19 protein-coding genes are annotated in these 17,385 nt (G+C 68.6%); 11 read left to right on the forward strand and 8 right to left on the reverse strand.

Translation table 11 applies throughout. The features are described 5' to 3' along the window. The first annotated feature begins 179 nt into the window (after positions 1–179). Positions 180–545 (forward strand): YciI family protein, encoded by a 366-nt coding sequence (locus R5H19_RS12510; RefSeq protein ID WP_318159327.1) that lies wholly within the window; start codon positions 180–182, stop codon positions 543–545. A 41-nt stretch (positions 546–586) separates the two neighbouring features. On the opposite strand, the gene R5H19_RS12515 is transcribed toward R5H19_RS12510, so the two are convergent. The 3 genes from R5H19_RS12515 to R5H19_RS12525 all read right to left on the reverse strand — a co-directional run bounded on the left by R5H19_RS12515 (position 587) and on the right by R5H19_RS12525 (position 3,157). Further along, positions 587–1,297 carry a DUF899 family protein gene (locus R5H19_RS12515; RefSeq protein ID WP_318159328.1) on the reverse strand — a complete coding sequence of 237 codons (711 nt, stop codon included), beginning with the start codon at positions 1,295–1,297 and terminating at the stop codon, positions 587–589. Positions 1,298–1,374: 77 nt separating this feature from the next. Next, entirely contained in the window at positions 1,375–2,619 is a 1,245-nt protein-coding gene (locus R5H19_RS12520; protein WP_318159329.1) for an MFS transporter, read from the reverse strand. Between the two features lie 37 nt (positions 2,620–2,656). After that, a complete protein-coding gene (locus tag R5H19_RS12525; protein WP_318159330.1) occupies positions 2,657–3,157 on the reverse strand; it encodes a DUF3224 domain-containing protein in 501 nt (166 codons plus the stop codon). Between the two features lie 217 nt (positions 3,158–3,374). Here R5H19_RS12525 and R5H19_RS12530 point away from each other — a divergent pair, with 217 nt between their 5' ends. From R5H19_RS12530 to cycA, 5 genes are all read left to right on the forward strand, one after another. Continuing rightward, positions 3,375–4,541: a GGDEF domain-containing protein gene (locus R5H19_RS12530; RefSeq protein WP_318159331.1), complete on the forward strand. Its 1,167-nt coding sequence runs from the start codon at positions 3,375–3,377 to the stop codon at positions 4,539–4,541. A 371-nt stretch (positions 4,542–4,912) separates the two neighbouring features. After that, positions 4,913–5,200 carry a hypothetical protein gene (locus R5H19_RS12535; RefSeq protein ID WP_318159332.1) on the forward strand — a complete coding sequence of 96 codons (288 nt, stop codon included), beginning with the start codon at positions 4,913–4,915 and terminating at the stop codon, positions 5,198–5,200. Positions 5,201–5,442: 242 nt separating this feature from the next. Continuing rightward, entirely contained in the window at positions 5,443–5,877 is a 435-nt protein-coding gene (locus R5H19_RS12540) for a hypothetical protein (RefSeq protein WP_318159333.1), read from the forward strand. 143 nt (positions 5,878–6,020) lie between these two features. Then, the gene (locus tag R5H19_RS12545) at positions 6,021–6,920 is read left to right on the forward strand and encodes a cytochrome c (RefSeq protein WP_318159334.1); all 900 of its coding nucleotides are present in this window, start codon (positions 6,021–6,023) and stop codon (positions 6,918–6,920) included. A gap of 90 nt (positions 6,921–7,010) precedes the next feature. Continuing rightward, on the forward strand, positions 7,011–8,408 hold the full coding sequence (cycA, locus tag R5H19_RS12550; protein ID WP_318159335.1) for a D-serine/D-alanine/glycine transporter: 1,398 nt from the start codon (positions 7,011–7,013) through the stop codon (positions 8,406–8,408). A gap of 142 nt (positions 8,409–8,550) precedes the next feature. On the opposite strand, the gene R5H19_RS12555 is transcribed toward cycA, so the two are convergent. Next, entirely contained in the window at positions 8,551–9,339 is a 789-nt protein-coding gene (locus R5H19_RS12555) for a hypothetical protein (RefSeq protein ID WP_318159336.1), read from the reverse strand. Between the two features lie 702 nt (positions 9,340–10,041). Between R5H19_RS12555 and R5H19_RS12560 the strand changes: the two genes are divergently transcribed. Together R5H19_RS12560 and ubiM are read left to right on the forward strand one after the other, a co-directional pair. Continuing rightward, on the forward strand, positions 10,042–10,281 hold the full coding sequence (locus tag R5H19_RS12560) for a hypothetical protein (protein ID WP_318159337.1): 240 nt from the start codon (positions 10,042–10,044) through the stop codon (positions 10,279–10,281). A gap of 82 nt (positions 10,282–10,363) precedes the next feature. Then, positions 10,364–11,587 (forward strand): 5-demethoxyubiquinol-8 5-hydroxylase UbiM, encoded by a 1,224-nt coding sequence (gene ubiM, locus R5H19_RS12565; protein WP_318159338.1) that lies wholly within the window; start codon positions 10,364–10,366, stop codon positions 11,585–11,587. 49 nt (positions 11,588–11,636) lie between these two features. Here the strand turns inward: ubiM and R5H19_RS12570 are convergent, their stop codons facing one another. Together R5H19_RS12570 and R5H19_RS12575 are read right to left on the reverse strand one after the other, a co-directional pair. Next, on the reverse strand, positions 11,637–12,044 hold the full coding sequence (locus R5H19_RS12570) for an OsmC family protein (RefSeq protein ID WP_318159339.1): 408 nt from the start codon (positions 12,042–12,044) through the stop codon (positions 11,637–11,639). Between the two features lie 23 nt (positions 12,045–12,067). Further along, a complete protein-coding gene (locus R5H19_RS12575) occupies positions 12,068–13,837 on the reverse strand; it encodes an acyl-CoA dehydrogenase family protein (protein WP_318159340.1) in 1,770 nt (589 codons plus the stop codon). A gap of 122 nt (positions 13,838–13,959) precedes the next feature. Between R5H19_RS12575 and R5H19_RS12580 the strand changes: the two genes are divergently transcribed. From R5H19_RS12580 to R5H19_RS12590, 3 genes are all read left to right on the forward strand, one after another. After that, complete coding sequence (locus R5H19_RS12580; RefSeq protein ID WP_318159341.1) at positions 13,960–14,724, forward strand: hypothetical protein; 765 nt, start codon at positions 13,960–13,962, stop codon at positions 14,722–14,724. 38 nt (positions 14,725–14,762) lie between these two features. Continuing rightward, complete coding sequence (locus tag R5H19_RS12585) at positions 14,763–15,029, forward strand: DksA/TraR family C4-type zinc finger protein (RefSeq protein WP_318159342.1); 267 nt, start codon at positions 14,763–14,765, stop codon at positions 15,027–15,029. A gap of 91 nt (positions 15,030–15,120) precedes the next feature. Continuing rightward, complete coding sequence (locus tag R5H19_RS12590; protein WP_318159343.1) at positions 15,121–15,792, forward strand: 2'-5' RNA ligase family protein; 672 nt, start codon at positions 15,121–15,123, stop codon at positions 15,790–15,792. A gap of 22 nt (positions 15,793–15,814) precedes the next feature. Here the strand turns inward: R5H19_RS12590 and R5H19_RS12595 are convergent, their stop codons facing one another. Together R5H19_RS12595 and R5H19_RS12600 are read right to left on the reverse strand one after the other, a co-directional pair. After that, the gene (locus R5H19_RS12595; protein ID WP_318159344.1) at positions 15,815–16,780 is read right to left on the reverse strand and encodes a DMT family transporter; all 966 of its coding nucleotides are present in this window, start codon (positions 16,778–16,780) and stop codon (positions 15,815–15,817) included. A 46-nt stretch (positions 16,781–16,826) separates the two neighbouring features. Then, complete coding sequence (locus R5H19_RS12600; RefSeq protein WP_318159345.1) at positions 16,827–17,381, reverse strand: sulfur transferase domain-containing protein; 555 nt, start codon at positions 17,379–17,381, stop codon at positions 16,827–16,829. Positions 17,382–17,385 lie beyond the last annotated feature (4 nt).

The raw sequence follows: 17,385 nt of genomic DNA on the forward strand, positions 1-17,385 counted from the left end.
CGGCTGACGCCGGGCGAGTATAGGCGCAAGTTCGTGCGGCTGGCGGTTCGTCGCCAGCGGGGGCGTGGCTTCGCAGATGTCGATCCGGCTCCACTGTGTTCGTCGCCATGGCAGGAGCGTGGCTTGCGGGCCGGATGGCCCGGTCGCATGGCTCCATCACCCCCACTGGAGAGACGACGATGCGATTCCTTTCGATGATCCGGCTCGACGAGAGCACCGGGCAGAAGCCCAGCCAGCAATTGATCGACGACATGGGCAAGCTGATGGCGGAGATGATGGCCGACGGCACGCTGCTGGACACCGGTGGCCTGCGCCCCACCGCCGAAGGCGTGCGGGTACGGCTGTCACGCGGCAAGCTGGGCAACACCGACGGCCCGTTCACCGAGACCAAGGAGGTGATCGGCGGCTACGCGCTGCTGCAGGCCGATTCGATGCAGCAGGCGCTGGAGCTGACCCGGCGCTTCCTGCAGGTGCACGGCGACGAGTGGGAGATCGAGTGCGAAGTGCGTCAGCTGGACGAGAACTGCGGCGCGCCGAAGCCCTGAGGAGCGCTCGGCGGAGGCGCGCGCCTCCGCCGCTGGCGGGGTCAGTAGTCGAGTTTCGGGTACCAGTCGCTGCCGCGGCCCTCGGGCGTCATGTCCAGGATGGTCCACAGCGGCATCAGGTCCGGCGCACCGCGCGGGTCCTGGCCGGGGTCGGCGCTCTCGAAGCCCATCTCGCCGCTCCAGAAGTGGCGGATCGTGCCGTCGCGGCGGGTGAACACATTGAGCGCGGCCTGGTCGCCGTCGCCGCCGGCCGGGTCGACGGCGAAGTAGTCGCGACTGTAGGCGCCGTCGCTGTCCGAGTACAGCCGGAGGTCGCGCCAGCCGCGCTCGTTCTTGAGCGCAACCAGGCGCTCGATCGGCGATCGCGCCACCACGGCCAGCGCCACGCGCTGGTCGACGTCACGCGCCTCGCCGTCCCATGCGCTCAGCAGCGAGGTGCACATCGGACAGGGCCGCGCGCGCTGCGGGCCGAACATGTAGCTGTAGATGACCAGGGTCTGCTTGTCGCCGAACAGGCCGGCGAAATCGACCGGCCCGTGTTCGCCCTGGAAGCGATAGCCGGCCGTCACCTCGCCACCGGGCGGCAGCGCACGGCGCAGTGCGGCCACGCGCTCGATGTGCCGTCGCAACTCGATCTCCTCGGCCAGCAGTGCGGTGCGCGCGCGGCGGTAATCGCCGCTTTCGTTGGGGAAGCGCATGCGGTTGCGCGCCGCCAGTTCGGTGGCGGGAACGAGGGCGGGAATGTGGCTCATCGCAGCTTTCCTGAGGGGCGGGATTGTCTGGGCGACGAACCGGTGCCGGCGAAATCGACATCGCGCCGTGACGCTGTTCAGCCCGGCGCGGGCCGATGCCTGCGCACCCGCCGCGCGACGGGGATCAGCGCGAGCAGCGCCACGATCGCGAAGCCCGCGCCGGCGAGGAAGGTGGCGCGCGAGCCGAACGCATCCCACAGTCCGCCGGCGACCACGCTGGCCGCCAGCAGGGCCAATCCGCTGACCAGGTTGAACATGCCGTACGCGGTGCCGCGCAGATTGGCTGGCGCGGTGTCGGCGACCATCGCGGCAAGCAGGCCTTGCGTCATGCCCATGTGCAGGCCCCACAGTGTCACGCCCAGGGCCAGCCCGGCCAAGCCGCCGACGAGCGCCAGTGCCAGGTCCGACAGCACCAGCACCAGCACGCCCAGCGCCAGCAGCGTGCCACGGTCGAAGCGATCGGCCAGCACGCCGACCGGGTAGGACGACAACGCATACACCACGTTCATCACCACCAGCACCAGCGGGATCAGCGCCAGCCCCAACCCCAGTTCCTGCGCACGCAGCACCAGGAACGCTTCGCTGAAACGGGCCAAAGTGAACACCGCGGCGATCGCCACCACGCCCCAGTACAAGCGCGGCAGGCGCGCCAGCTCGGCGCGCGACAGCGGCGCGCGCACCCGCTTCATTTCCCTGTCGCCGGGCACGTCGTGCACGCCGAACAGCACCAGCGCGAACGCGGCGAACGCCGGCAGCACGGCGAACCAGAACACCAGCGGGATGTTGTCGGCGGTCAGCCACATCAGCGCGATCGCCAGTGCGGGGCCAAGGAACGCGCCGGTGGTATCGAGCGACTGGCGCAGGCCGAACGAGGCGCCGCGCAATTCGGCCGGCGCCAGGTCGGCGATCAGCGCGTCGCGCGGCGCGCCGCGGATACCCTTGCCGATGCGGTCCACGAAGCGCGCGCCGACCACCCAGCCGAGCGTGCCTGCCAGCGGGAAGACCGGCTTGGTGAACGCGGCCAGGCCATAGCCGATCGCCACCAGCAGCTTGCGCCGGCCCAGCCAGTCGGACAGCGCACCGGAGAACACCTTGGTGATCGCCGCGGTGGCCTCGGCGATACCTTCGATGAAGCCGACCGCAAGCGCCGAGGCGCCGAGCACGCTGACCAGGTACATCGGCAACAGCGCGTGGATCATCTCCGAGGAGGTGTCCATCAACAGCGAGACCAGGCCGAGCGCCCAGATGCCGGTCGGTATCCGGCGCAGCACGGAAGGCGTTTTCGCCATGGCGCTGCCGGATGCTTCCGTGGGCTGGTTCATCGCGGCGTTTTCCGAAGGCGGGGATCGGTCCGATCGCTCAGTGGCCGGGCAGGGTATAGGCGAGCTCGTAGCCGTGCCTGCCGTCGGCGATGGCGATCGTCATCGCACCAGCGAGGCCGGCCAGTTCGCCGGTGCCGGAGCCGGGCACCACCGTCACGGTCCACTCCTGCGGCGTGCCGTCGACCATCAGGGCACGGTGCACCAGCACGAAGCTGCCGCTGCGGCCATGCAGTTTGCCGCTGACTTTTTCCAGCGCCACGTAGGCGCCCGAAGTGGTGCCGTCACCCGCCGCCAGCATCTCGCCCTGGCTTGCGGCGTCGAGGTCGCCGTGGAACTGCTTGTCCAGCGACAGCCGCGCAAGACCGGAGGCCTGGGCCTGCGGATTGTCGGGGGTTTGCGGGGAGACCTTGACGTCGAAATGGCCGGTGGCATGCATGGCAGCGGGCTCCTTGGCGGCAGGTGTGGTGGCGATGGCGGGCGCGACCGCCGTGAGGGTGAGCACGACGAGTGCGGACAGGAGCGGGGCCAGTATTTTCATGGATAACTCCTGCGCGGTTTCAGGGGGCCGGTGGGGCGTTTGCCGACGGAGTATGCACGGTGAGGTGGGCAGGTGGTGTTGCGGCGGCATGGCATCGGCCAGGGATGCGGGTGCTACGGCGTGCTACCTTGCGGGCCGTGCCGGCCCGAACGTCCCGCGTGCGCATGATGGAAGCGTCACGCCGACCCTGGCTTTCGGGTTGCACATGGACATGGGCATGCACTTCGATCTCTATACGCTGGGCGTCATCGGCGCGGCCATCGGCATCGCCATCTCGATGAGTTTCACCCTGCTCGGGCTGGTGCTGCGCGGCCTGCCGGCGCTGCGCATCTGGGCCAGCGCGTTCTGGGTAGTGACCGCCGCCGCGTTCGCGCAGGGTCTCGATGAAAACGGCAGCCTGCTTTCGACGGTCGCGGGCGGTGGCCTGATCGCGCTGGCCAACGCGCTGATGCTGATGGGCATCGCCATCCACCTGCACTACCCGCTGCGCTGGCGCTGGCCGCTGGCGGTCGTCGGGTTGTTCGCCGCCAATCAGCTCCACGCCTACCTGGTGCCGCCGTCGCAGACGGTATCGGCACTGATGTTCGGCGCGTACAGCGTGGTCTGGGACGTGTGGATGGTCTGGGTGCTGTTGTGGCGCGCGCCGCGGGACATGCGCAACACCTGCAGCTTCACCGCGCTGATTTTCATCGTCGACGCAGTCTTCTACCTGCTGCGTTCGGTGGTCGTGCTGTTTCCGCAGACGTTCGCGCACACGCCGCTCGACGAGCTGCTTACCACCTGGAATTACCTGTTCGGCATCCTGTCCTCGTTCCTGCTGAGCACCGGATTCACCCTGATGCTGGCCGAGCGGCTGACCCTGGACCTGCGCCGGCTGGCGCGCACCGACGGACTCACCGGCCTGCTCAACCGCAGCGCGTTGATCGAGGCGGGCACCCGCCTGGTCGATGCCTGCCGCGCGCGCGGGCAGGCCTGCAGCGTGCTGATGTTCGACCTGGACCATTTCAAGTCGATCAACGACAGCTGGGGCCATGCCGCGGGCGACGCCGTGCTCGGGCATTTCGTCGGGGTGATCCGCGGCGTGGGCCTGGTGCGCGACGCCCTGTTCGCGCGTTACGGCGGCGAGGAGTTCGTGCTGGTGTTGCCTGCGGTCGAACCGGTGCAGGTTGGCGCGCTGGCCGAACGCATGCGCGCCGCGGTGGCGGCGAAGCCGGCAGTGTTCGACGGCCGCACCATCAACATCACCACCAGCATCGGCGGAGCTGCCGCCACCGACGCGAACTTCGAGCGCCTGGTCAGCGCCGCCGACGTGGCGCTGTATCGGGCCAAGCACCTGGGACGCGATCAGGTGGCATGGAGCCCGGGGGTAGAGAGGCCGGGGTGAGGGGGATCCGTTTTCCGCCTGGGACATATGGACCCGCCCCATGTCCCGGCACGCCAGCACCCGATCCAACAACCGCGGCGTTTTCGTTCCCGTTACACCTCCACTTTTGCCGGTGTAACTCATACACCCTCAAAAATGTCGGATAACATCGGCCTCCCGCATCCACGTCCGTACCGGCGCCGCGACGCAAACGCCTGATTTGCCGCAGGAGTCCGCTGCTTGAACGGTCGGGGATGGAACTGCATACTCGGCGCAACACCCCACTTTTGGGGTCTACTTAGCGTTAGGGCTCATCAGCCGGGGCATCTCCTATGCCAGAAACGTCTCTTGCCATCCGTGTATTTACTTCAGACGTAGCTGGGCAGCAGAAGATGTTTGCGTTCGTCAATGGGACCAACGATCCTCACGCCCACGAAGCGTGGTGCAAGGTCAACCTCGATCTAACGAAGGGCCTGGGGCTTACTGTCAAGGCAAGCTCCGGAGTCGTTGCATTCGCCGAGAGGTTCGACACGTTCGAATTTGGCGAATCAGAAGTTTACTTGCACTACGAAGGAGATCCCGGCGATCTGACACTCAGTGCAAACAACAACAGCGACCTCAATTTGCTCGTTCAAAAGCTAGAGGCTCTCGGTGGGTACGTCGTCACACATGTGCCCTAACCACTCCTTAGGAGACTTCCCGTCAACCCCGGGCGCATGATGCTTTTGCCCTGAGCTTTCAGGCGACTGCTGGTGGTCGTGTTTGTCCTTTGTTGCTTGCTGCTTTGTCAGTGGGATGCGGCGTCGAACGTTGCCAGACTGCATTTCCTTAGACGGTCTTGTTGAGCCGGTGATGCTGGCTCGGACCAGGGTATAAACCGCGCCCGGAGACCTCATTCGTTCAGCGGGGGGACGTCGGATTCATGCGCGTTTCGAAGCTCGCGTTCGTTTACTTCCTGCTGGTGTTCAGTGCCGGCTTCGCTCTTGCCTTCATCCGAATCCCCTTCCTGGTGCCGGTATTCGGTGTACGCATAGCCGAGCTGATCGAAATGCCGGTCATGCTTGCAGTCATCGTATGGGCCTCGCGCCGTCTCGTGCACCGCAATCCAACCCTTACCCGTTTCGAGCGCCTTTCGGTCGGCCTGGTCGCTCTTGCCCTTTTGGTGGCAGCGGAACTGGCCGTTGCGCTTTTCCTTGGAGCCCGGTCGCCTGGCCAATATGTCGCCTCCCGCGATCCTGTTTCGGGCAGCGTTTATCTAGTCTCGCTGGTGTTCTTTGCCGTGGCCCCGGCCTTGTGGAGTACTCGGCCGAGGCCCGGCAATTCGTCCAAGCCGACGCCGCTCGGCGGCTCGGCGTGATTCAGGCGTTAGCTTGCTTACCGAGTACGAACAAGCGGCACCCGGGCGGCGCCCCGAGCGCCGGCCCTCGGTTCCGATGGCGCGGCGCCTGACATCGCGCTAGCCTGCGCGCTTCCGCATGGGGAGATGGGGAAGGGGGCTTTATGCGCAGGGCGTGGAAATGGCTCGGCCGCCTGCTGGCCGCCGTGCTGGTGTTGTTGGTGGCGGTGTCGCTCGCGGCCTATGTGCTGAGCGAGCGGCGCATGGCGAAGGTGTACCGGATCGATCCGGTGGTGCCGGTGGTGCCCACCGATGCGGCCGCGGTCGAGCGGGGCAGCCACCTGGCCGCGATCCGTGGCTGCAAGGATTGCCACGGCGCCGACCTTGGCGGTGCCACCTTCATCGACGACCCGCTGTTCGCCCGCCTGTCGGGCACCAACCTCACGCCGGCCGGGCCGGGCGGCAAGCTCAGCGACGCGGACCGGGTCCGCGCGATCCGCCACGGCGTGGCGCCGGACGGGCGCTCGCTGCTGTTCATGCCGGCGCAGGAGTTCAACCACCTCGGCGACGCGGACCTGGGCGACCTGCTGGCCTACCTGCACAGCGTGCCGGCGGTGCAGCGCACGCTGCCGGCGAACCGGGTCGGCCCGCTCGGACGCGTGCTGTTCGTGGCCGGCAAGGTGCCGCTGCTGCCGGCGGAGATCGTCGACCACACCGTGCAGCGCAGCGAGCCGCCCGTGGCCGGCCCCACCGCCGCCTACGGCGCCTACCTCGCCACCGCCTGCGCCGGCTGCCACGGCAAGGGTTTCTCCGGCGGGCATATTCCCGGCACGCCGCCAGACTGGCCCGATGCGGCCAACCTCACGCCGGACCCGAGTGGCCTGGCGAACTGGAGCGAGGCTGACCTGAAGAAGGCGTTGCGCGACGGCGTGGCGCCGGGCGGCCGGGCCATGAAGACCGACTACATGCCGGTGCGGGTGACCCGCTTCCTCACCGACGAGGAGATCGGCGCGCTGTACGCCTACTTGCGCAGCCTGCCGGCGAAGCCGCGTGGGCAGCATTGAGCCGGACCACGGCGAAGGGCGACGCGTACCGCATGGATGCGGCGCGCGCTTTTCGGTATGTTGGCCGCTTTCCATGACAAGGCGCGCCGCATGACCGCATCGCTGGAACACCCCGAACACCTGAGGCGCAGCCTTTCCAACCGGCACCTGCAGCTGATCGCCATCGGCGGCGCGATCGGCACCGGCCTGTTCATGGGCTCGGGCAAGACGATCAGCCTGGCCGGGCCGTCGATCCTGCTGGTCTACCTGATCATCGGCGTGATGCTGTTCTTCGTGATGCGGGCGATGGGCGAGCTGCTGCTGTCCAACCTCGAGTACAAGTCCTTCATCGACTTCTCCACCGACCTGCTCGGGCCGTGGGCCGGCTTTTTCTGCGGCTGGACCTACTGGTTCTGCTGGGTCATCACCGCGATCGCCGACGTGATCGCGATCGCCGCCTATACGCAGTTCTGGTTTCCCGAACTGGCGCCGTGGATCCCCGCGGTGCTGTGCGTGCTGCTGCTGCTCGGCCTGAACCTGGTGACGGTGAAGCTGTTCGGCGAGATGGAATTCTGGTTCGCGCTGATCAAGATCGTGGCGATCATCGCGCTGATCGCCACCGGCTTCGCGCTGGTCGCCTGGGGCTTCACCTCGCCGAGCGGGCACAAGGCTTCCGTGGCCAACCTGTGGAATGACGGCGGCTTCTTCCCGCAGGGGATGAGCGGCTTCTTCGCCGGCTTCCAGATCGCAGTGTTCGCCTTCGTCGGCATCGAGCTGGTCGGCACCACCGCTGCCGAGACGGCCGACCCGAAGCGCAACCTGCCCAAGGCGATCAACTCGATCCCGATCCGCATCATCATCTTCTACGTGCTGGCCCTGGTCGCGATCATGATGGTGACGCCGTGGCGCCTGGTGGAAGCCGGCAAGAGCCCGTTCGTGGAGCTGTTCGTGCTGGCCGGCATCCCGGCGGCGGCCAGCCTGATCAACTTCGTGGTGCTGACCTCGGCCACGTCCTCGGCCAACAGCGGCATCTTCTCCACCAGCCGCATGCTCTATGGCCTGGCCGAGGAGCAGCATGCGCCGAAGACGTTCGCGCGGCTGTCGCGCGCGGCGGTGCCGTCGCTGGGCTTGCTGTTCTCCTGCTTCTGCCTGCTGCTGGGCGCGGCGATGATCTACCTGATCCCCGACCTGATCACCGCGTTCACCCTGATCACCACGCTGTCCGCGGTGCTGTTCATGTTCGTGTGGTCGCTGATCCTGTTCGCCTACATGGCCTACCGGCGCAAGCGCCCGCACTTGCATGAGGTCTCCATCTACAAGATGCCCGGCGGCGTGTTCATGTGCTGGGCCTGCCTGGTGTTTTTCGTGTTCGTGCTGGTGCTGCTGAGCCTGCAGCCGGATACCCGCGAGGCGCTGATCGCCAGCCCGGTGTGGTTCGTGCTGCTGGGCATCGGATACCTGTGGAAGGGGCGCCGGGCGCGCCGTGCGGTGGCGGTGCCGGCCGAGTGATCGCCCGCTGGTAGCGGCGGGCAGCGCCGCGGCAGGTGCGGCGCGCCGGCGGTCCCTGTCGTGGCGCGGGAAGGCCACGACAGCGTGGCCTTCCCGTGGTTTCCCGCGACGCGGCGACGACCGCGTGGCGGTTCCCGATGGTTTACTGCTTGTCTGAAACGAACGTCGTGGTGCGGCCGGACGGTTCGCTGTGGTTGGTCGTCTTCATGGACTTGCCGTCGGCCGACACGACCATCGTGCTGGTCAGCGTGGTCTTGCCGTCCTTCTGGTAGGTTTCGCGCAGGGTCAGCTTGCCCAGCCGTTTCACCGACACGGTGCCGTCCTGCTTGCCGTGGTTCATCAGCGGCACGGCCTTGCCGTCGATCGTTGCGGTATAGGAATTGCCGGACTCGTCGCTGTAGCTGATGTCGTTGCCGGCAACCTTGTAGGTATTGCTGGAGATGCCGCCGCTGGCGCTGATGCCGCGGCCGAATTGCCATGAGCCGGCAACCGCGTGCGATCCCGGGGCGCCCTTGCCGACCCGCTTGAACGTGGCCTTGGTGCCGCCGGTCGCGACCCCGTCGTGGTAATCGGTGAACTCGCTGGTGGCGGTCTTGCCGTCGGCCGCCACCGTGAACGTGCTGGTGGACACGACCTTGCCGTCCTGCTTGTCGGTTTCCTGGATGGCGTGGTCGTCGACGACCTTGACGGCGACCGTGTTGAAGCCGTCGTGCCCGCTGACCGGGTGATCCTCGCCGTCAGCCTTGACGCTGACCGGCGGCGTGCAGTTGCAGTGGTACATGCCGTCCTTGAGCGAAAACACCAGCGGTTTGCCGGATCGTTGCACCGAGGCCGGGTCCAGTTTCCAGGTGCCGGTGAACGAATCCTGCGCGAATGCGCACGCAGGAACCAGCAACGCGAGCGCGAAGCCCGCGAGGAGCAGCCGTTTCATGATTGCCTCCAGATTGGGGCCCGGATGGTGACGCCGGCGCCCTGGCCCTCGGGCGCTGCGTCGCAGAGTATTGGCAGTGCCGTGTCGTCGCGGCGTGTAACGCACGCCCGGCATCGTCTGCGCTGTGCCGGCAGGCGTTTGCGCCGGGAGCCGCGGGAACGGGGCGGGTGACGGTTGTCCGGGGCCGGCACGCGCCTGGTCTTCCGCACGACAGGCCGGGCCTGTCCGCTCTTCGATGTGCCACGGGCGGGAACGGCAGGTCGTGCCCGCCCTGCGGGTTGCGTCGCCGTGGTGGCGCAGGCACTCGCGCGAGTACCGGTCGTGCAGTTTCACCTGGCTCCAGGTGGGCTGCTGCGGCCAGCCGTCGGGTGAATCCTCCCAGGCGTCCTGGCGATCCCACGAGTGACGTCGAGCAGGCCGAAGGTGCTGGTGGGCAGCTCGATGCCGCGGCCGCTGCTGAACCCGGTCTGGAAGATCGCATCGCCTTTGCACAGGAATACCGACAGGCCGAACGACGCGCCTTCGGCGCCGACGAAGTCCTCATGGAAGCGGGTAGCGAAGCCGGAGTACCGGTGCCGATGCGGGCGCCGGTGAGGCAATTTGCCCCACGCGGTGCTTGACCGGCGTCAAAGCGGCGTGCGGCAACCCCGCGCAGCATCGGGCCAAGGGCGCCCGGCGCTGCCCGTGAAACAAGGAAAACCGATGGAATTCCATATCGCGCTGACCAGCGCATCCCCCGAACCCGCTGTCGTGCAGGATGCCCTGTTCGACCTCGACCCGACCGCGGTGGTCGATCTGGACATGAGCGGTCAGGTGCTGCGGGTATCTGCCGCCATGACGGCGGTGGACCTGGCCGAGGTACTGCGCCAGCTCGGCTGGCCGGTGGCGGTGGAGCAGGTGGTACAGCTGCCCTCGATCTGCTGCGGCGGCTGCAGCGGCTGAGCACGGCGTTGCCCGATCCCGTTCGGCGCGGCCGGTCCGGCCGGCGCCTGGTCTGCCTGTGTCGTTTCACGGAGTACTCCGCATGTCGTTCGATATCGTGATCATCGGCGCCGGCCCTGCCGGCTTGTGCTTCGCCCGTTCGCTGGCCGGCAGAGGCCTGCGCATCGCGCTGGTGGAGCGGCAGGAAGAGGCGGCGCTGATCGCGCCGGCCGACGATGGCCGCGAGATCGCGATCACCCACCACTCGCAGCGCCTGCTGCGCGAGCTGGGCCTGTGGGCGCGCCTGCGTGAAGAGGAGATCGGCACCCTGCGCGATGCGATGGTGCTCGACGGCGACGACCGCGACGGCCTGATGTTTCGCCACGATGAAGCCGGCAGGGAACAACTGGGTTGGCTGCTGTCCAACCATGCGATCCGCCGCGCCGCGTACGAAGAGGTGATGACGCTGCCCGAGGTCGAGCGCATCACCGGCGCGCGGGTCGGCGCGGTGCGTACCGATGCCGGCGGCGCCGAGGTCGGCCTCGACAACGGCGACACGCTGCGCGCGCAGCTCGTGGTGGCGGCAGACAGCCGCTTCTCCGACACCCGCCGGGCCATGGGCATCGGCGCGGAGATGCGCGACTTCGGCAAGACCATGCTGGTGCTGCGCATGCGCCACCAGGTGCCGCACGGGCAGGTGGCATGGGAGTGGTTCGGCCACGGCCAGACCCTGGCGCTGCTGCCGTTGCACGATGCACACACGTCTTCGGTGGTGCTGACCCTGGCTCCGCCGGCGATGCGCGAGCTGCTGGCACTGGACGACGCGGCGCTGGAGGCGGCGATGGCCGAACGCTTCGGGCACCGGCTGGGCACGATGACCGTGGCCGGCCCGCGCTGCGCCTATCCGCTGGTGGGCGTGTACGCGAAGCGCTTCGTGGCCGAACGCTTCGCGCTGGTCGGCGACGCCGCGGTGGGCATGCACCCGGTCACCGCGCACGGCTTCAATTTCGGCCTGCTCGGGCAGGAGCTGCTGGCGCGCGAGCTGCGTGCTGCGCGGGCCGCCGGCCAGCCCATCGCCGCACCGGCGCTGCTGGCGCGCTACGAACGCCGCCTGCGGCTGGCCACGCGGCCGCTGTACCTGGCCACCAACGCGCTGGCCGGCCTGTACACCGACGACCGCCGCCCGGCGCGCGCATTGCGCAAGCTGGCGCTGGGCGCCGGCGCGCGGCTGCGGCCGTTCCGGCGGCTGGTGATGTCGGGCCTCACCGCCGAACATGGCGGCGTACCGGCACCGCTGCGGTGGCTGCGTCCGCGCGTCCCGGCCTGAGCGGGGAGCGCAGCACGCCACGCTCCGGTTTTCGCCGGAGCGCCGAAGGTCACGGCGCGAGGCTGGAGGCGATGCGCACCCCGCCGGTCAGCACCTTGTGGATGGGGCACTTGTTGGCGATCTGCAGCAGGCGTTCGCGCTGTTCGTCATCCAGCTCGCCCTCGAGCGTGATCACGCGGGTGATGTCGTTGCCCGCGGCGGGCGCGCCGTCGGGGTTGAACTTGAGCTCGACGTCGACATGGCGCAGCGGCCAGCCCTTGCGCGCCGCGTACATCTGCAGCGTGATCGCGGTGCAGGCGCCCAGCGCGGAAAGCAGCAGTCGGTGCGGCGCCGGGCCGGTGTTGGCGCCGCCTTCGTCGACCGGCTCGTCGGCGCGCCAGGTGTTGCCCTGGTCGTCGGTGAAATCGACCGCGTACGGCGCGCTGCCGGTGCTGGCGCGGACGGAGGGTGTACTCATGGAAGATTCTCCTTGGGCGGGTTTCAGATCACGTCCCACAGGTAGCCGTCGTGCGCGAGTACCGCGCCGGCCAGCTGTTCGATCGCTTCGTCCTCGTTGCGCTCCAGCCCGCGCACGTTGCGGGCCATGCGCCGGCGTGCCTGCCTGGCGAAGATCTCGGCGATGCCGGCGGCCTCCTCGGCGGCCGGGTGCGACTGTTTTGCCAGGGCGTCGGCACGCGACAGCACGCACAGGCCCACGAACAGGTCGATCGCGATGTCGGCCAGGCGCTTCTGTGCGTGCTGCTGGTCGGCCACCTGCTTGCCGTAGCGGCGCAGCAGCGCGTCGGAGGACTTGGACAGCTCCACCGTGTACTTCTCGTAAGTGGCGGCGACCTTGCGCAGGCGCGGCGACAGCTCATGGGCGATGCGGTCGATGCCGTAGCCGGTGGCCTCGCGCACGCGCCGGCCGGTGTACGTGCCGAGCACGCCGAAGCCCTTGATCGGGTCGTTGAAGATGTCGCCGACGGCGGCCTTCAGTTCACTGAGGCCCGCGCCCACGCCTTTCAGGCCGGACAACGCGACGTACAGGCGCAGGATCTCGTTGGTGCCCTCGAAGATCGACAGGATGCGCGTGTCGCGGGTGATCTGCTCGTACGGGAACTCGCGCATGAAGCCGTTGCCGGCGGCGATCTGCAGCGCCTCGTAGGAGGCGCGCTGTACCGCCTCGCTGGCGAACACCTTGCTCATCGCCGCCTCGACCGAGTAGTCGCTGGCGCCGCCGTCGATAAGGTGCGCAACCATCCACACCGCACTTTCGGCGGCGAAGCAGTCCACCGTCATCTGCGCGATCTTCTCGCGCACCAGGCCGAACTCGGCGATCGGCTGGCCGAACTGCTTGCGCTCCTTGGCCTGCGCGCAGGCAAGGCGGATCAGCGAGCGCATGCCGCCGACCGCGCCGCCGCCCAGGCCGGTGCGGCCGCTGTTCAAGATGCTCATGGCCACCTTGAAGCCCTTGCCGACCGGGCCCAGCACGTTTTCCGGCGGCACCCGCACGTCGGCGAATGCGACCGTGGTGGTGGACGAGGCGCGGATGCCCATCTTGTCCTCGTGCGGACCGTGGCTGACGCCGGGCCACGCCGCTTCGACCAGGAACGCGGTGATCTTGCCCTCGGGCGTGTCGGTGCGTGCGAACACGGTGTAGAAATCCGCGATGCCGCCGTTGGTGATCCAGATCTTCTCGCCGGAGAGCGTCCAGCTGCCGTCGTCGTTGCGGGTCGCCTTGGTGCGGATCGAGGCGGCGTCGGAGCCGGCGCCGGATTCGGTGAGGCAGAACGCGGCAATCATCTCGCCCGTGGCCAGCCTCGGCAGGTAGCGCTGCTTCTGCGCGTCGGTGCCGAACAGCAAGAGGCCCTTCATGCCGATCGAGCTGTGCGCGCCGATGGTCAGCGAGACCGAGCTGTCGTGGCTGCTGGTCTGGCCGAGCACGCGGGCGTAGGCGCCGTTGGAGAGTTCCATGCCGCCGAACTGCTCGGGGATGATCAGGCCGAACAGGCCCATCTCGCGCAGCGCCTGGATGAACTCGGCCGGCTGTTCGGCGTCGCGGTCGTACTGCTTCAGCTCGGCGCCTTTGTCGGCCAGGAACTGGTCGATTGCGTCGGTCATCGCGCCCAGCATCTCGCGGTCGCGGGCGCGTATCTGCGGGTAGGGGAACAGGTTCTCTTCCAGGATGTTGCCCAGGAACAGCTGCTTGGCGACGCTCTCGTCGCTGCGCAGCGCAGGCTGCTCGGTGGTGGCGGGCGATGGCGTGCTCACGACGCGTTCTCCTGGCGTGGGTGAATGGCCCATTCTGGCACTTCCCGACGGTCTGGCCCTGCTGCCAATGGACGCAGGCCCGCTTCGGCTATCCTCGCCCTGCATCATTTCGGGGGAATGCCATGAAACGACTCTTCGCCGGCGCGGCACTGCTCGCCGCGTTCACGCTGGCCGGCTGCGCACCGCACGCCGCGGTCAAGCCGGACAGTACCATCACCCTGTCGCTCGACGAGGCGGGCAAGCAGGTTGCCGATGCCGACGAACAGAAAGTGCTCGACGCGTTGAAGATGATCGAGGCGGGCAAGATCCAGCTGGCGATCGACGGGCCGCTGACCGAAGTCGTCAGCAAGTACGAGACGATGTACGCGGGCAAGCCGGGCAAGGTGTTCTGCGCCCGCGGCCTGGTCGATGCGCTGGCCTACGCCGGCATGGGCGCCAAGGCGGTCAACGGCAAGGCCGACGTGCCCGTGCAGGTGATCGGCCCGGCCTGGGCGCAGGCGTACTGGGCGCGCGGCTACGCCTACAGCGAGATGGCCCGCTATGCCGATGCGCGCGCCGAGCTGGAGAAGGCCCTGGCGTTGTCGCCGATGGACAGCCAGTACAAGAGCGAACTTGCGTTCACCTACCAGCGCAGCGGTAACTGGGAGAAGATGCTGGCCCTGTACCGGGAAGCCGAGGGCGATGCGGGGATCAGTGGCGCCACCCCCGAAGATGCCGCCCGCTTGAAGTGCGTGGCCTTGCGCGGCCAGGGCTACGCGCTGGTCGAGCTGCATCGGCTCGACGAGGCGACCGGGGCCTACCAGGGCTGCTTGAAACTCGTGCCGGGCGAACCCAAGTCATTGGCCGAGCTTGGATATATCCAGGGCTTGCGGGCGAAGGCGCACTGAGCGACCCGCCCGCGCCCCTGACTTGTGGAGGCAAGACCATGGCAACCGGTTGGGCCGGCGACGGCGCCGTGCAGGACCAGATCGACGCCACCGTCAACGATGCGGTGCAGCGGGCGCGCCAGCAGTTGCGCCAGGGCCCGGGCCGGGAGCGCTGCGAGGAATGCGATGCGCCGATTCCCGCAGCACGGCGCCAGGCGGTGCCCGGCGTGCGCCTGTGCGTGGCCTGCCAGACGGCGCAGGATGCGGAACAGCGCAGCGCCGCCCTGTACAACCGCCGCGGCAGCAAGGACAGCCAGCTGCGCTGAGTGGGCCGGGCTACCTGGTACTTGTGCGTCCCGCCGCCAACCGGCAAGCTCGGGTCTGCTCGGCCCGAGCTTCGGCCACTGGCGTGATTGCGTGGAGGCACCGGTCATTCCCATCTCATCGAATCCAGCCGAGCTTGCCGCCGGCATCAACTATTTTTTTGCGTTGCTGCCGGATGACGCCGCGCGCCGCGCGATCGCCGACATGGGCGAGCGTTTTCGCAAATCGCACCGGCTTGCCGGCTCGCCGGTCGGCGTCGACAACCTGCACCTGACGCTATGCCCGATGGGCAAACCGGCGGGCTTGCGGCAACCGCTGGAAGACGCACTGCTCGCCGCGGCCGGCGAAGTGCGCGCACAGGGTTTCGTGGCCACGCTGGATTCGGCGATGCGCTTCAGCGCCCGCGACGAGCAGTTTCCGTTCGTGCTGTGTGCAGACGGCGCCACCACCGCGGCGGCGCTGGAGCTGCGCAAGGCTGTGGCCGCGGCGCAGCTGCGCGCAGGCCTGCAGGTCAGCGGCGTGTCCAGTTTCCTGCCGCACGTGGCCGTGCTGCACGGCCAGGCCATCGATGCGATCGAGGAATCGGTCGTGGCGATCCAGTGGCGCGTGTCCGAGTTCGTGCTGATCCGCAGTTTCTTCGGCCAATGCAGATACGAGGTGGTCGGCCGCTGGCCGTTGACGCTGCCCCCCGAGCCCGAGCCGCTGGACCTGCTGGCGGAAATGGCCAATCTGCCGGATCTGCCGGCATGGTCCGACGAAGAGTGATCGACGCAGGGCAGGGTGGCCGTCAGATCGGCGGTTCGGCATTCGCGGCGCGCAACGCGTGGCGTCGTTGGCGTGCCAGGCTGTGTTCGCGATGGGCGATGTACAGGCTGGCGCCGATGATGATGGCCGCGCCCGCCATGGTGTAGCGGTCCACGCCTTCGTCGAAGATCCACCACGCCAGCACCGCCACGATCAGCAGCTGCAGGTAGCTGAACGGCGCCAGCAACGAGGCGTCGGCCATGCGCAGTGCGCGGGTCCAGCACCAGTGCCCGCCGGTGCCGAGCGCGCCGGACAGTACCAGCCACGGCCAGATGTTCGCGTGCGGCCATTGCCATACGGCCAGCGCGGCGGGCAGCGACAGCGGTACCCACAGCAGGGTGGTCAGCAGCACGATGCGGTCGGCCGGCTCGCTGCCGGTCAGCGACTTGATGCTGATCGTCACCGCGCCACTCAACCCCGCCGCCAGCAGGGCGACCAGGCTGCCGGCGGTGAACGCGTCGCTGCCGGGCCGCACGATCACCAGCACGCCGATGAAGCCGGCGACCACCGCGCTCCAGCGGCGCAGGCGCACCACCTCGCCGAGGAACAGCACCGCGCCGATGGTGACGAACAGCGGCGAGGAATACGACAGCGCCACCGCTTCGGCCAGCGGCAGGTTCACGATCGCCCAGAAGCCGGCCAGCATGCCGCCCATGCCGAGCACGCAGCGCATCACGTAGAAGCCGAAGCGCGGCGTGTGCAGCAACTGCCAGCCGTGCAGATGCAGCAGCGGCAACGCGAACAGCGCGCCGAACGTGCTGCGGAAAAAGGTGATCTGGAACGGGTGCAGCTGGGCGGAGGCGAAGCGGATGGTGACCGCCATCAGCGCGAACAGGCCGGCGCTGCCCAGCATCAGCAGCACCGCGCGCAGCGGCAGCGGCGTGGAGGTGGGCGACGTTGCGGGGATCGGGTCCAGGGCCGGGCCGTGGGAGCTTGGGCAGGCGCGCATGGTACCCCACTTGCACCGCGGCTTTCGCGCCGCCGGGCGCGGCGCGTCAGTGGGCGGGCGGCGCGGGCGCGTCGATGGCGCCGTTCGACCACGCCTGCAGCTGTTTGCGCACGGCCGGCTCCAGGCCTTTCAGGCCCCAGCGGCGGCCTTCCGCCAACGCGGCGTCGGTCGGCTGACCGTCGATCAGCGCGGCGCGCAGGGCGATCATCGCGCCCACCCGGTTGCCGCTGGCGCAGTGCACCAGGGTCGGCTGCTCGCCGACCTCGCGCAGCAGGCGGTCGAACTGCACGACCCTGGCGCGGGTGAGGTCACCGACGCCGCGGATCGGCAGGTTGTGATAGCCGATGCCGGCCGCGCGCACCGCGGCGGCTTCGTCGAAGCCGGGCGTCTCGCTGTCCAGGCTGAGGTCGATCACCTGGCGGATGCCGGCGTGCTTCAGCGCAGGGATGTCGCTGGCCTGCAGGCGCCCGGAGGCCACCCGGTGCGGCGCCGGGAACGCGACGTGGTCGAGCCCGCCCAGTGCGGCTTCCTCGGGCGCGGCGGCGACGGAAACCGAAACGGACATGACGAGCGCCAGCAACAGCAGCAGGAAACGGTACATGGCG

It is taken from the genome of Rhodanobacter sp. KK11, from assembly GCF_033345435.1.
Taxonomy (GTDB): domain Bacteria; phylum Pseudomonadota; class Gammaproteobacteria; order Xanthomonadales; family Rhodanobacteraceae; genus Rhodanobacter.